At 37.0% G+C, this 15,047-nt stretch carries 14 protein-coding genes; 4 read left to right on the plus strand and 10 right to left on the minus strand.

Annotated features, from left to right (window positions below; genetic code table 11):
• Nucleotides 1-203: 203 nt before the first annotated feature.
• The 5 genes from EG346_RS22505 to EG346_RS22525 all read right to left on the minus strand — a co-directional run bounded on the left by EG346_RS22505 (nt 204) and on the right by EG346_RS22525 (nt 3,022).
• Nucleotides 204-491 (minus strand): cell division protein ZapA, encoded by a 288-nt coding sequence (locus EG346_RS22505; protein ID WP_034743389.1) that lies wholly within the window; start codon nt 489-491, stop codon nt 204-206.
• Nucleotides 491-793 carry a hypothetical protein gene (locus tag EG346_RS22510; protein WP_123881852.1) on the minus strand — a complete coding sequence of 101 codons (303 nt, stop codon included), beginning with the start codon at nt 791-793 and terminating at the stop codon, nt 491-493. Before EG346_RS22510 ends, EG346_RS22505 begins: the two co-directional genes overlap by 1 nt.
• Before the next feature lie 138 nt (nt 794-931).
• A complete protein-coding gene (porT, locus tag EG346_RS22515) occupies nt 932-1,714 on the minus strand; it encodes a type IX secretion/gliding motility protein PorT/SprT (protein WP_073334968.1) in 783 nt (260 codons plus the stop codon).
• A gap of 3 nt (nt 1,715-1,717) precedes the next feature.
• A complete protein-coding gene (gene ubiE, locus EG346_RS22520; protein WP_034743381.1) occupies nt 1,718-2,449 on the minus strand; it encodes a bifunctional demethylmenaquinone methyltransferase/2-methoxy-6-polyprenyl-1,4-benzoquinol methylase UbiE in 732 nt (243 codons plus the stop codon).
• A gap of 3 nt (nt 2,450-2,452) precedes the next feature.
• Nucleotides 2,453-3,022, minus strand: coding sequence for a hypothetical protein (locus tag EG346_RS22525; RefSeq protein WP_073334969.1), 570 nt, complete (start codon nt 3,020-3,022; stop codon nt 2,453-2,455).
• A gap of 101 nt (nt 3,023-3,123) precedes the next feature.
• On the opposite strand from EG346_RS22525, the gene EG346_RS22530 reads away from it, so the two are divergent.
• Together EG346_RS22530 and EG346_RS22535 are read left to right on the plus strand one after the other, a co-directional pair.
• Nucleotides 3,124-4,191 carry a 3-oxoacyl-ACP synthase III family protein gene (locus tag EG346_RS22530; protein ID WP_073334970.1) on the plus strand — a complete coding sequence of 356 codons (1,068 nt, stop codon included), beginning with the start codon at nt 3,124-3,126 and terminating at the stop codon, nt 4,189-4,191.
• Between the two features lie 67 nt (nt 4,192-4,258).
• Nucleotides 4,259-5,464 carry a metallophosphoesterase gene (locus EG346_RS22535; RefSeq protein ID WP_123881855.1) on the plus strand — a complete coding sequence of 402 codons (1,206 nt, stop codon included), beginning with the start codon at nt 4,259-4,261 and terminating at the stop codon, nt 5,462-5,464.
• A gap of 272 nt (nt 5,465-5,736) precedes the next feature.
• Here the strand turns inward: EG346_RS22535 and EG346_RS22540 are convergent, their stop codons facing one another.
• A complete protein-coding gene (locus EG346_RS22540) occupies nt 5,737-6,489 on the minus strand; it encodes a polysaccharide deacetylase family protein (RefSeq protein ID WP_073334972.1) in 753 nt (250 codons plus the stop codon).
• An 84-nt stretch (nt 6,490-6,573) separates the two neighbouring features.
• Nucleotides 6,574-7,539, minus strand: a complete 966-nt coding sequence (locus EG346_RS22545) for an NAD-dependent epimerase/dehydratase family protein (protein ID WP_123881858.1) — start codon at nt 7,537-7,539, stop codon at nt 6,574-6,576.
• Between the two features lie 275 nt (nt 7,540-7,814).
• On the opposite strand from EG346_RS22545, the gene ggt reads away from it, so the two are divergent.
• The gene (gene ggt, locus EG346_RS22550; RefSeq protein WP_123881861.1) at nt 7,815-9,503 is read left to right on the plus strand and encodes a gamma-glutamyltransferase; all 1,689 of its coding nucleotides are present in this window, start codon (nt 7,815-7,817) and stop codon (nt 9,501-9,503) included.
• A gap of 313 nt (nt 9,504-9,816) precedes the next feature.
• The gene (locus tag EG346_RS22555) at nt 9,817-11,097 is read left to right on the plus strand and encodes a dicarboxylate/amino acid:cation symporter (protein WP_123881864.1); all 1,281 of its coding nucleotides are present in this window, start codon (nt 9,817-9,819) and stop codon (nt 11,095-11,097) included.
• A gap of 192 nt (nt 11,098-11,289) precedes the next feature.
• On the opposite strand, the gene EG346_RS22560 is transcribed toward EG346_RS22555, so the two are convergent.
• Genes EG346_RS22560 through EG346_RS22570 form a run of 3 tightly spaced genes read right to left on the minus strand, consistent with a single transcriptional unit; the run spans nt 11,290 to nt 15,039 of the window.
• Complete coding sequence (locus EG346_RS22560) at nt 11,290-12,141, minus strand: diacylglycerol/lipid kinase family protein (protein ID WP_073335083.1); 852 nt, start codon at nt 12,139-12,141, stop codon at nt 11,290-11,292.
• 43 nt (nt 12,142-12,184) lie between these two features.
• The gene (locus EG346_RS22565) at nt 12,185-13,045 is read right to left on the minus strand and encodes an RsiV family protein (RefSeq protein WP_228429357.1); all 861 of its coding nucleotides are present in this window, start codon (nt 13,043-13,045) and stop codon (nt 12,185-12,187) included.
• Nucleotides 13,046-13,101: 56 nt separating this feature from the next.
• Nucleotides 13,102-15,039 (minus strand): transglutaminase-like domain-containing protein, encoded by a 1,938-nt coding sequence (locus EG346_RS22570; RefSeq protein WP_123881867.1) that lies wholly within the window; start codon nt 15,037-15,039, stop codon nt 13,102-13,104.
• Nucleotides 15,040-15,047 lie beyond the last annotated feature (8 nt).

Consider the following 15,047-nt stretch of genomic DNA (forward strand, 5'->3'; position numbering starts at 1 on the left):
TTACACTTATTAAATAAAAAAACCTACAACAATTCAGGGATTGAGAGTAAACTCCTAATCAACACGATTTGAACTGATTTCCACTGTCTGTAATCCGGGAGACCCGGCACGCCATTCAGCGGACATTTGCTCGGTAATTGTTTAGCGTTGAGTTTACCTTAAATGTGTTAGAATTATTGTAGGCAGTTTTTCGGGAAAAAAATCTATTTCCCAATTTCATTCAGCGACTGATTAATCTTCACTAATCTTTCGTTGGTAGAATTTATATTTTTTTCGTAGTTGAGAGAAACTACTTCAGCATTGGTTCCCAGTTTCAGGGCGCACATGGCCAAAGCATCTTGCTTGTCTCTTACATCGAAGTTCTGTTCAAAATCTTTAATCATATTTTCAATCTGCTTTCCTACTTTACGCAGAGTTTCTTCCTCTGCGGCCGGTACGTTCAGCGGATATACCCTTCCTGCAATGTTGATGGTTATTCTTCTTACATCCATTATAATCCACTGTTTTGAAGCTGTGCAATACAGAAATCAATTTCTTTTACCAATCGGTTGATGTGGTTTTTCATTAATCTGTTGTGTTCAGGATTCCCTGATATTGCTGAATAAAGTTTTATATTTTTTTGTTCTTCTGCTAATACCTGATTTCTTCTTCTTTCCTCATCATATTTCATTTTCAGTTCTTCATGCTCATTATTTAATTCTGATAATCTTTCAGTAAGATTTTTATAATTCTTTTGTAAAATCAAAATCTTTTTTTCTAATTCTGAAAAATTGTTTTCTAAATCTTGAAGCATTTCAGGTTTTCTATATTCTAACTAATAGCAAAAGTAAAAAAATAATAACAGTAACAAAAATAAAAGTCTCTATATTTTGATCAGGTATGCAAAAAGGAGATGCATAAGCACCTCCTTTTGTATTTTTACTGCGATTTGTTATTCAAATTTCAAAACAAACATGACCGCTCTGGTCTGAAGAGTAGACATTGCTGTGGCCCAGTAAGGAGGAGTGTTGGCATTATCTGCTACTTTCTCGTTATTCATGAAGAATGTTCCTCTTACCGCTGGCGTAAGTTTGAATTTATTGAAATAAAACTGGATTCCTAATTCAGCAGACCATGCAAAGTTATGCGTCGTAGATCTGAATACCTGCTGCAAGTTATCATCTTCCGAATCTGAATTGGACTGAAGGTTCACGATATAATTCACCCCTGCTGCAATGTAAGGTCTGGAATTGTACCATCTCTGGCCGTGAAGTTCCAGCAAAACGGGAACATCTACCAGAGTAGATTTGATCTCTCTTACTTTGTCTTTTTCCGTTAAAGGAATTGGAAGGAAAGGTGGATTAGTCAATGTTCCAGCAGCGTACTGGTCATTAGACTGGGTATTAAAAGTCAACTGCCTTTGAGCAAATTGCAAGCCTGGCTCCAATCTTAAATCAAGATAGTCATTCAGTCTCCATTTGGCGATCAATCCCGCTCCGAAGCTGTAGCTTTCTCTAGATTTAACAAGATTCTGATTACCTTCCGCACCATATCTTGGATGAAGGACGATACGGTAGTCTAGCCTGTTGCCGTTCAGATAAAAACCCCAACTGAATTTCTGCTCGTCAAAGTCTTCCAACTTATCCATTCTGTTTCGGGTTCTGAATTGTGCATCTGCAAAAACTGCAATATTAACTGAGGCTAAAACCAGTGCTCTTAATAGAAATTTATTCATAGGTTACTTTGTTGCTTTATAAATTGTGGCTATACCTAAACTTAGCTTTTTATATTCTACTTTCTTAAATCCTGTATCTAAAAGAATTTGCTTCATCTTTTCCCCGAAAGGAAAAGCATTTACAGAATCCGGAAGGTATGTATACGCCCTATTATCTTTGGAAACCAGTCTGCCGATGGCAGGTAATATGTTTCTGAAATAAAACATATAAAATGGACCTAAGAACCCCTCAACCTTTGAAAACTCCAGTATATAAACACTCTTGTTATCTTTAACTACTCTTCTTAATTCTGCCAAACCTTTGGTAAGGTTTTCAAAATTCCTCACTCCAAATGCAACGGAAACAGCATCGAATCTATTGTCCTCGAAAGGTAAATTTTCTGCATCTCCTTTTTGCATGGAAATTTTGCCGTCTAATTTAAGTTTTTTTATTTTAATAACGCCAACATTCAGCATTTGTTGTGATAAATCTAAACCAATTACTTTCGCATCGGTTCCTTTTTCAATGGTGATGGCCAAATCTCCCGTTCCTGTAGCCACATCAAGCACTTCCTGCGGGTTGTCTTTTTTCATCATTTTCACCAATGTATTTCTCCATAAAACATCAATTTTCATAGATAAAACATGATTCAGAAGGTCATACTTCGGTGCAATATTGTCGAACATATCCTCTACCTGGCTCTTCTTGGTAGCCTCGGAATTATAGGGAGTAACTTTGGTAATATCTTTTGTCAAAACTTAAAACTTGTAATATTCTTTGTAATAATTTAGGAAATCCTGCTTTCTGAAGATCTTTGATCTTGATTCTACCTGCTGGATGTTTTTGATTACCTTGTCGTAATCTTCATCTACATTGTAATAAAAATCCTCAGTATAAAGCTTGTTGAAGCGTTTTGCGCCTCCGAAATAATCTTTTCCGTCAATGGTGATTTTGTCCAGGGCCAAAAGTAATGAATCTTTTTTAAGATTGTACCCATAATATTGATCATTAATATAATAATCCTGATGAGCGATGTTAATCAGCCCACGAATCTTATTCACTTCAAAGGCAGAATCATAGAGCATTTTTTTATTCTGGTCGAAAACCTTGATCGAATTTTTGCCCTTTTTCACATCTACATGAACGTACTGTCCTGCTGATATAATTCCTTCGGAACCGTTATTGATCTTAAAATAATAAGTATTGGGGGTAGGATTGTCTACGACAAAATAGTTTTTCTTGGCTAAGAAAAAGAAGTAGACCCCAAAGGCAACGATAAACACCACAGCTGCAATAAGTAAGCCTTTTAAGGACGAGTTGTTTTTCATACGCTTGTAAAGTACAATTTTTGCAAATTTAATAATATTTTTAATTCTTCGTTATTAATATTAATTATTAACTTTGCATCTCTAAAAAATCATTTAAACGAATGCCGAATACGATCATTATAGGTTCCGGATCCTATATTCCTAACAGAGTTATTGGTAGAGATTATTTCATGGATTCTGAATTCTACACTGAAGACGGAGTTAAGATTGAAAAACCTGCTGAAGAAACCATCGCTAAGTTTGTAGAAATCACAGAAATAGAAAACAGAAGATTTATAGAAGACGATCTTTCCAATTCACAGATCGGTTCTAAAGCTGCCAAAGCGGCCCTAGAGGATGCAAAAGTAGACGGCGAAGAACTGGATTATATCATTTACGCAAGCAACTTTGGAGAAGTTACTGTAGACGGATATGTGAATTTCATGCCGAATATGGCAGCGAGAGTAAAAAATAAGCTGGGCATTAAAAACAGAAAATGCATTACTTATGATATGATCTTCGGATGTCCGGGATGGGTGGAAGCCATGATCCTTGCAGACAATCTGATCAAAGCAAAAGCTGCCAAAACCATTCTTGTGGTAGGAGCAGAAACGTTAAGCCGTGTTACGGACCCGCATGACAGAAACAGAATGATCTTTGCTGACGGCGCCGGCGCAGTTGTTGTACAGGCTACCGACCAGGAAAATGTAGGGATTATTTCCCGAAATACGATCTGTGATAACGGTCCTGAGCTCAATTACCTTGAAAATGCACCTTCTATTAACGCCAACGTAGATCAGAGACGTCTTTATGTAAGAATGCAGGGACGAAAAATCTATGAATATGCGCTTAAAAATGTTCCTTCAGCCATCAAGGAAACCATTGAAGATGCCCAACTTTCTCTGGAAGACATTGACAAGATCCTGATTCACCAGGCCAATGCAAAAATGGATTATGCCATGATTGAAAGACTTCACAAGCTTTATGATGTGAAAGATTACGACCATGCCATTTCTCCTATGACCATTCAGAACCTTGGAAATACCTCTGTAGCAACCATTCCTACGATGTATGATTTAATCATTAAAGGAAAAATGGAGGGTCAAACGTTTAAAGATAAAGGTAACATTGTGATGACTTCGGTAGGTGCCGGAATGAACATCAATGCTATCGTTTACAGATTTCCTTAAAATATTTAATAAATAAAAAATATAAAGCACAGGGAAACATATTCTTTGTGCTTTTTTTAGATTTATCATGCAGAGAAATTTTTTAATCATTGCCGCTATCTTCCTCTTTCTAGAGGTATATATCTATCAGGCTATCAAAACATTAACCGACAACTTCTGGGTAAGACTCGGATACTGGGTGCTATCTTTCACTGTTTACGGAATCTTCGCCTATGAAGTAACTCATTTCCAGCGATCAGACAGGAGCACCATGAGGGCTCAAATCATGATCTCGTTGTTTCTGATCTTCATTCTTCCTAAAATTTTCGTAGTTCTGTTTTTATTAATTGATGATATTTTCAGAACCGGAGGGTATTTAATAGGATTTACCCAACCGAAAGAAAACTTTTTCCCTGAGCGAAGAAAATTCCTGAGTATTGTAGGATTGGGCCTCGGCGGTGTTCTTTCTGCTCTTTTTATTGACGGGATTACGTTTGGAAAGTACAGGCACACGGTAAGAAGAATAAAAGTAAAGATTCCAGGCCTTTCGAAAAGCTTTGAAGGATATAAAGTGATCCAGATTTCCGATGTTCACAGCGGTAGTTTTTCAGATCCAAGCAAGCTTCAGCACGCTATTGATTTGATTAATGAACAAAATCCGGACCTTGTGCTTTTCACCGGGGACATGGTGAATAATGTATCGGACGAATTCAAACCTTTCATCCCTTTATTCTCAAAAATCAAAGCGAAAGACGGAAAATTGGCAGTCCTGGGAAATCATGATTATGGTGATTACGTAACATGGACCTCACCGGATGCTAAGAAGAAAAACCTGGATACGCTGATCGAATATGAAAAACAGGCCGGATTTGATATGTTGAGAAATGAAAACAGAGTCATCGAAAGAAATGGGGAAAAACTCTACATTCTCGGTGTCGAAAACTGGGGACTGAAACCATTCCCTCAATTTGGAAAAATCGATGATGCTTTAAAAGGAGTGCCGGAATCTGCTCCTAAAATCCTGATGAGTCATGACCCTACCCATTTTGATTATGTAGTCAAAAAACACCCTGGGAACATTCATCTGACCCTTTCGGGACACACCCATGGAATGCAGTTCGGTTTGGATCTGAAAAACATCAAATGGTCGCCGGTACAGTACCGTTATCCAAAATGGGCAGATCTTTATGAGAGTGAAGGAAAGATGTTGTATGTCAACAGAGGTTTTGGAGTTCTGGGCTATCCGGGAAGAGTGGGTGTATTGCCGGAAATTACGCTCTTTGAGTTGAGCTAATTACGAATTGCGTGGCACGGAAAGTTTTAGGGGTTTAGAGTCTGAGAATGAAATAGATAAATGCTGATCACTGTTGAAGATAGTGTTTTTTTCTTTAAAAAGCTACAAGTAGTCCAGTAGCATCTTTATTCTTAAAAATTCATCTTTCACTTGCGAAGCAAAATTCACCATTGACACCAGTAACAACATCAATAACGTCTGAATCCCCAATCAAAAGACAGCGCTTCAAACTGCGTCGCAATCTCTATGATCTGCAAGCTATCACCTGCAAGCTAAAAAATATAATCTTTCATACGCGAAGTGGCCATGTCATTCTCGTTGATCCAGCTAAGGAGGGCATCTAGTTTGTCCTCCATTTTTTTGCCCGAAAACAAGCTTCTGTAGTAGGGCACGTCAAACTGATATTTCTTAAAATCTGTGAACTGCCAAGAATTAATATAGATTAATACAAAGTCGTCATTCTTCAATGTTTCAAATACCATATTCTTATAATATTTCATGGGCAGGATCTGAAACATAAAATCATTATACGGTAATTGAAAATAAGGAGAGATACTTTCAGGCACAATACTAAGTCCATTTTGTTCGTTGATCTCTGTATCTCTTTTCAGTCTTTTGAATGGAAAAAGGAGATCTGCATGATCGATATTGGACACATAATTGAACTCAAGCAATTTCAAATTTTCCGGAGCGAGTTTGAAATCTTTTTGCCTGATTCCTCTTACCTGTTTTTCAAGAAGACTCTGAATATTTTTTTTGACTTCTTCAATATCCTGAAGATCTGAATTCAAATTATAAAAAGCAATTTCATGCCCTTTGGATGAAATTGCTTTTATTAAATTCTGAAGTTTTTCTGCAATGGAAATCTCTACAAAAAAACTTGCTTTTATGTCGTGAATATCTAAAATCCGAAGAATGGCTTTGGTATTGCCCTCGGTGACTTTCAGTCTCTCTTCATCAGAAATCTGTAGGCTTTTTTTGGCTTCAGCCTCAATATTAACGATGTTAAAAGTTAGTAAAATCATTTAAATTAAATTTTAGATAATAGATTTAATTAATTAAAAATCAGATGTTAAAATAAAATACATCTAAACTTAAACTTTAAGTAATTAGTTTTTACTCAGTTTCACTTTAAGATTCTTGATCATGTCTTTTGACATTTCAGAAATTCCGAAATCGTAGGTGAGTCCCCAGTCTTTTTTTGCTACAGAATCATCAATTGAAGCCGGCCATGAATCTGCAATCGCCTGTCTGAAATCAGGTTTATAATCGATCGTAAATTCCGGTATTTCTTTCTTGATTTCTTCTGCGAGTTCTTTCGGAGTAAATGACATTCCTCCCAAATTATAAGACGAACGTACGGTAAGACTTTCCTTCGGAGCTTCCATTAATTTCAATGTTGCATTGATGGCATCATCCATGTAAAGCATCGGCATTCCTGTATCTTCAGAAATGAAACTTGTATATTTCCCCTCCTCTATCGCTTCATAAAAAATCTCAACGGCGTAATCTGTAGTTCCACCTCCTGCGGGGGTCTTCCATGAAATAAGTCCGGGATATCTGATGCTTCTTACATCTACTCCATATTTATCGAAATAGTATTCACACCATTTTTCTCCAGCCATTTTAGAAATCCCATACACTGTGGTAGGATTTAAAACAACATCCTGCGCTACATTTTGTTTCGGAATTCCTTTCCCAAATACAGCGATAGAACTTGGCCAGAAGATCTTTTTAAGAAGCCCTTCCTTTGCCATTTCACAAAAATGAAGAAGAGGCTCAAGATTAAGTTTCCACGCGAAAACAGGCTGTTTTTCCGAAGTCCCTGATAAAAGAGAAGCCAAATGATACACTGTGGTGATCTCATAATCTTTAATAACCTGTCTTACCAGCTGGGTGTTGGTAACATCCATTCTTTCATAATGTCCTGCAGCCGTAATTCCCTTCTGCCATCTGTCCAGTCCTGATGCTACAACATTGTCAGCTCCGTGAATTTCAACAAGTCTGTTCGTTAACTCGGTGCCGATCTGTCCCAGAGCACCTGTAATCAGTATTCTTTCCGTATAGGATTCCATTTTTAGATATTTTTTTTAGAGTTGTACAAAAGTAAAAAAATCAAGCTTATCATAATAAAAAAGGTGCGCTAAAAAAACAGGTATTCACATCAGCCAGAAAAGAAGTATTATTTACAAGAAATCAATGATAATGATCATTCCATAAAAACTTCTCAATCATACCTTGCCTTACCTTTTATTTCTCTATTAATACTATCAGACGTAAATATTCCACCCGATTAATCTGCAACTGTTTACATTAAAAAAATAGCTATTTTTGTGTTAAACAAAATCTTATGAAGAAGTTTTTCATTGCGGCAGTTCTGTTGGTAGGTAATGCCTACTGGGCTCAGTTTACGGCTTTCAATATTGTAAAAGAAGTAAAAGTAAAAAATAAAGGTGTGGTTGTATCTGCCCATCCACTTGCCAGCGAAGCCGGAACACAGATTATGAAAATGGGAGGAAATGCCTACGATGCTGTTGTTGCTACACAGTACGCTCTCGCTGTAGTGTATCCTCAGGCTGGAAATATCGGTGGCGGTGGTTTTTTGGTAGGGGTTAAAAATAATGGTGAAAAATTTACACTCGACTACAGGGAAACAGCTCCGAAAAAGGCGTCCCGGGATATGTATGTAGATAAAAACGGAAAGGCGAACACGGATCTTTCTCAATATGGAAGACTGGCTGTAGGTATTCCGGGAAGTATTTCCGGTTTTTTTGCCACTCTGAAATATTGTAAACTTCCGATGGACAAAATCATTCAGCCAGCGATTGATTTGGCGGAAAAAGGATTTGCCATCACTGAAATGGAAGCCGAAATGCTGAATACCCATAAAGAGAAATTCCTTAAAAACAATACCTCTTCCATCGCTTTTGTAAAAGATACCCCATGGAAAGCCGGCGATATTTTAATTCAGAAAGAACTGGCTGCGACACTCAGATTAATTCAAAAACAGGGAGAAAAGGGTTTTTATGAAGGGAAAACGGCCAATCTGATGGTTTCTGAGATGAAAAAAGGCAACGGAATCATTACCCTGGATGACCTTCAAAATTATAAGACCGCAGAAAGGAAACCGCTGGAATTTGATTATAAAGGAAACCGTGTGGTTACCATGCCTCTTCCATCAAGCGGAGGAGTATTACTTGCCCAAATGCTGACAATGGCGGGCTATGAAAATCTTGAAAAATACCAGCAAAACTCAACGGAGGCTGTACAGATTATGACTGAAGCTGAAAGAAGAGCGTTTGCAGACAGGGCAGAATACATGGGTGATCCCGATTTCATTGAAGACAAAACTGCTTACCTTACTTCTGACGCTTATTTAAAAAGCAGATGGAAAAGTTTCAGCTTCAGCAAAGCAACGCCAAGTTCTGAAGTTGGAAAAATTATCTCGCAGCCGAATGAATCAACACAGACTACTCATATTTCTGTGATAGACAAAGATGGAAATACCGCTTCTGTAACAACTACTCTCAACGGATATTACGGAAGTAAAGTGGTGGTTTCAGGAGCCGGATTCTTTCTTAATAATGAGATGGATGATTTTTCCATTAAACCTGGAGTTCCCAACATGTTTGGAGCTGTAGGCGGAGAAGCCAATTCTATCAGGCCTAATAAAAGAATGCTTTCTTCGATGACTCCAACGATCCTGCTTAAAAATGGCAAACCGTATATGGTCGTTGGAACACCGGGTGGAACCACGATTCCAACTTCTGTTTACCAGTCTATCGTCAATGTGGTAGATTTTAAACTGAATGCGAATATCTCCGTCAATGCGCCAAAATTTCACCATCAGTGGCTTCCGGAAAAGATTACGGTAGAAAATAATTTTCCTGAAAGTACGATCACAGCGCTTAAAAATAAAAACTATGTGATTGAAAAAATAAAATACATCGGAAAAACAGAACTGATCCTGATGGACGACAATGGAAATATCCATGCGGTGGCCGATGGCCGTGGCGATGATTCTGTTGCAGTCGAGTAATTGAGATATAAAACTCTAACACCTGCGCTTCGACTTCGCTCAGCATAATACACCTTATTATCAAAGTTGCCATGTTGAGCCAAGCCGAAGCATTTTTTATTAATTAAGCTAAAATTAATTTTTACAGGAAAAATCTCTACACACTACCCATAACAATTGTAAATATTAATCATATACCTTAATAGCTAACAAAATCTACTTTAACAACTCTTTTTACTATTATCATTTTCTTTGCTAAAATCTTCAATTAAACTGACATTCACCATGAGTTAAGATAAAAATTCTTAATTTCCTGTCTTTAAAATTAAAAAAATTGAAAACGAAAAAAATCTACCAGCAGCTTTATTTCCAGGTGATTATTGCAATAACAGCGGGTATATTATTAGGACGGTTTTATCCTGAACTGGGTGAAAAAATGAAGCCACTGGGCGACGGATTCATTAAATTGGTGAAAATGATCATTGCTCCGGTGATCTTTATTACCCTAACCTTAGGAATTGCTCATATGACTGACCTTAAAAAAGTAGGTCGTATCGCAGTAAAGGCAATGATTTATTTCTTTACGTTTTCCACTCTGGCTCTGATTATCGGATTGATTGTAGGAAACCTTTTACAGCCCGGACATGGCTTGAATGTAGACCCTGCTACCCTATCCGGCGATGTTTCGCAATACCAGCAAAAAGCCCATGATACTACGCTGACAGGTTTTATCATGAATATCATCCCTGAAACCTTATTCAGTCCGTTAGTGGGTGAAAATATACTTCAGGTTCTTTTGGTTGCGATCCTGATGGGTGTTGCTCTGGTTTTAACCAAAGAAAAAAGCCAGAAAGTAACAGATTTCCTGCAGGATCTTTCTACACCGATCTTTAAAATTGTTCATATGCTGATGAAGCTGGCACCGATCGGCGCATTTGGTGCGATGGCATTCACTATCGGTAAATATGGTCTGCATTCGGTATTGAATCTTATCTTTTTGGTAGGAACATTTTATATTACTTCTATTCTGTTTGTGGTCATCGTTTTAGGATCGGTAGCGTGGTATAACGGATTCAGTATTTTTAAGCTGATGTTTTATCTGAAAGAGGAACTTTTATTGGTTTTAGGAACAAGCTCGTCAGAATCAGCACTTCCGGGAATTATGGAAAAGCTTGAAAAAGCGGGTTGTTCAAGAGCTATTGTAGGGCTTGTAGTTCCTACCGGATACTCATTTAATCTGGACGGTACCAATATTTATATGACTCTGGCTTCTTTATTTATCGCTCAGGCTCTGAATATCCATTTGCCTCTTGATAAACAATTGATGCTGCTTTTGGTCGCCATGTTAAGTTCAAAAGGTGCCGCAGGAGTTACAGGAGCAGGATTCGTGACATTGGCAGCAACATTAGCCGTTGTTCCTGAAATCCCGATCGCGGGGATGACTTTGATTCTGGGAATCGATAAATTCATGAGTGAATGCAGAGCTTTAACCAATGTGATCGGGAATTCTGTAGCGACGGTAGTCGTAGCGAACTGGGAAAAACAACTGGATAAAAAGCAGTTACAGTATTGTCTTGATCATCCTGCTGAAATTGAGAAGAAACTGGAGGTCTGATACTTTTGGAAGAATTCTCCCGAAAATCTAAAGGTTGATTTTAGCTTTGGTTAAGCGTAAAGGCTCAAGTTTTCTCGTAAAAAGAGTTTATTTTAAGGCAAAAGAAAACCGAATGGGAATTGTTATTTTAATAAAAATGATTCCCTTTTTTTGAGATTGCTTCAGAGCTTTGCTCCTCGCAATGACCTTAGTCTACACTAAAATATTCAGACTGGCAGGCAATACTTTCACATGCACAGGTGATTCTATTGTATTAAACTCACCGTCGAGATGCCAGTTTTTGGTGGTTACTTTAAAAGAAATTTCTGAAACCGGAAGATAGGTAACATATTCATCATCCTTCAATCTTTTGGTGAACATCCTGAAAGCAAAAAGCGCTGAATAGGTCAGCGGAAATTTTTTCACCAGAACCATATCTACCAGCCCGTCGCTTTTACTTGCATTGGGAGCAATGTAGGCATTATTTCCAAACTGGCGTGTATTGGCAATATTCAACATCAGATATCTTCCGTTATACTGCTGGTAAGCTTCATCTAAAAACTGAACTTTGATGGGTTTATAATTAAAGAATGTCTTTAAGGACACTTTGATGTAATTTTTGAATCCGCGGCTCGTTTTTTCAAACTCTTTGACTACTTTTCCATCAAATCCGGTTCCTGAAACGTTGATCGACAGTCTCCCATTAACAGTAAAAGTATCAATCTTTCTGTATGCTTTGGCTTTAATCTTTTCCAGAAGCTCATCTAAATTCTTATTAAATTTAGTCTCATTGGAAAAACCATTCCCTGATCCCGCAGGAAATATGGCCAGAATTTTATCGGTATTAATCAGTTTCCTGGCTACGGTAGAGATCGTTCCGTCACCACCGATGGCCACAAAGATATCTACCTTGTCAAAATGTTCCTTAATAAAATCATCTGTCCCCGGAATAGATTCAGAGATATAATACAAAGGATTGTCAACCTTTTTTTTAAGTTCGTCAAGAAACGGCTGATAATTTTTTTTGGCCGAAAAGGGATTAATGATAAAAGCTGCTTTTTCCATTACCGCAAAAATAGAAAATGCTTCCTGATCCGGAAGCATTAATTTACTTTATTTTCATTCTTTCTTTAAATTCTTCTTTCAGTGTGCCCTTCAGTTCGTCCCACGAAACCGGAATCACAATGTCTCCGGCAGCAAAAGCAGCGATCTCATAAGGACTGTAATGGAAATACAGGTTTTTCTGATCAAAATAAAAATTATTTGTGGCCGGAATGACGTCTACCAAAAGCATTTCAGAATTGTTTACATCCCCGTCACTGTCTGTTGTTCCGCTATTTTCTTTATTGAGATTCTTCATCAGCAAAGCTTCAAGTTTGTCTTTTGGCATTGAAGTAATGTCTTTGAGCTCCAGTTTTCTATTATTTTTAAGGTCAAAAACCCTTTCTGAAAATCCAAAATTATCATGTGCTCCACCTTGATAGGCACTGGATACATATTCGATGTGCATAAAATCATGATCAGTGGAGACCAGATTCATTTGAGAATTTGCATACCAGCTCTGGGCATATGAAATATCTGAAAGCCAGTCTTTACTGTCTGTTTTAACGGACTTGAAATATTCGTTTTTATCCTTATCAAGATAAGCTTCGATTCCTTTTTTAGAAAAATCTTTGATTCCCTGATGATGAAAATAAATACTGTCGAGCAGAGTCTTGTCTTTAAGGGTTGGAAAAACGAGCATTTTGGAAGTGAAACGTACAGTGAGAGAATCTGCTATTTTTACAGAGTCATTGACTTTAACGGAATCCACCACAAGTTTTTCAGGCTGCAAGGCTTCTGTTTTATCAGTAGCAGCAGCAGTATTTTCACCTTTTTTACATGCTGATAAAGCAATAAGAGAAGAAACTGCCAGAACGGCAATTGTATTTTTAATAATTTTAATTTTTGATAGTAATGCAAAAACCATTCAAAAAATGAATGGTTTTGCAAATTTTCTTTTTAATATGAAATTCTAAATGATTTTTATGATTTTCTAACCAGACTTATGACCTGATTTTCACTTTTTGAAGCGGTTCCCCAAATCTGTTTGAATGCAGGATAATATTCTTTAGGATAATCCGGACTAGCCGTTTTTATAGTGGAAATGACTTCAAGTTTGTTGCCTTTCTGCTCTGCAACATAACTGTATTCAATTTCTTTATCATCTGTAACAATTTTTTTATTTTTAGGCATCGTTTCTATCACATAGCCTTCCGGTATTTCCAAAATTACTTTTTTAACTTTAGTAAATGAAGAAATAAAATCGATGGGATATTTTCTTTCATCTGCCTGATCAAATTCGTTGGAACTTTTGCTTAAAAACAGCATAGGATTGATGATCATTTTCTTTCCTACTTTATCAATCAGATTGTCTGAGGAAAATTTCATCGTACTTTCAAAATCTCCGTTTTCCAAAATTTTAGAATCAATTCCTGTAAAATCTATTGAATAATTTTCTTTGTACTGTTTTTTATATTTTTCAGCATTTTCATCATAACTTTCTTTGACAGCCATTGCGTATGAACCGGTATCTTTATCTGAATAGGTTCCGGAAATACTGCCGTCATCGTTGATCTTTGCTTCTGTGGTAAGGTAATTGAAACTGGTTGTGGCATTTCCCATCTGCATTAACAATGCTTTATCTTTAGCGATGAGCACACCGTACTGATTCCAGTCTCTAGGGGGAAGATTATTCATAGAAGACTGTTTTGAGGTGGCATCATAGAGGTTGAATCCTTCCTTTATTTTAACGGCCGCAATCACAAAATTCATTCCTACAATACTTGGAGAAACCAGGTTGATCAAACCGTTGTCTGTTGTAGAAATAAGAAGCGGTTCTGCTTTTAATCCGGCTTCTCTGAGCATCATGATCAGGAAAAGGTTGATTTCAGCAGCATTTCCTGTTTTGGTTTCTAATAGTTTTTTGATTCCGTTTTCGGTATAGATTCCCCGGTCTTTGTTCCAGGTGAATGTATTTTTCACATAATTAAAGATAGCGTCTGCTTTTTCTGCGTCAGATTTCAACCCAGAAACTGTCGCAGGCATATTTTCTTTAGCCAGTTTTGTTTTTTTGAGTTCGTCGCCAAAATCTTCGTCTTTATAGAGTTTTTCTTTGATTTCCTCCCATGAAGAAGAATGCATCTTCAACTGTCCAAAATTGGAAGAATGAAGTTCTGCACTTATTTTTGTACGGTAATTCCTGTCATTCTTTACAAATTTTTCCGTTTTGAATCCTTTCAGGTTTTCGTAGGCGAATCTATACGTTTTAAACAAGGTTCCATACATTGTCTTGTCCTCTACCATCCTGTATTTTGGAGTTAATGAACCTGTATAATTTACATTGTAAGCCACGTAGGAAGGGGAATCCAGAATATATTCCACATATTTTGAAGGGGTATCAGATTCTATGACAATCTGCGGTATTGAATATAAAAACGGAGATAAAACTTCATATTGATATTCTATGACGGAACCGTTTTTTACATTAGGAAAAGCAAATTTCGTTATGGTTGTATATTTGCTTTCTTTACTCTTATATTTTGAGCTTTTATCAACCTTTGTTGCTGCTGCAGCACCATTTTCAAGATTATATACAAAAGCCTTCATCTTATTCAGAAGCTCTTCATCACCAGCGGAGTTTTTATGCAATGGAATCTCAAGATTCAACCAGTCTTCTGCTTTATCTTTATCATAAATCTTTACTCTGTAAAAAACATTTTTGCGAAGATCTCCCGTTGAATTATCAATCGCAAAATGTACAGATTTATAAATGATTTCTGCAGGTGCATTCTCATCAAGAGAGGACTTTGTTTTCGTCAAATCAGCATTGTCAAATTTGGGAGGATCCAAAAATTCATGTTTCTGACCGTTGACACCAATCAAAACTCCTGAAAAGAAGGCTGTTAAAAATATTTTTTTCATAATTATGC

This window comes from Chryseobacterium carnipullorum, from assembly GCF_003815695.1.
GTDB lineage: Bacteria > Bacteroidota > Bacteroidia > Flavobacteriales > Weeksellaceae > Chryseobacterium > Chryseobacterium carnipullorum.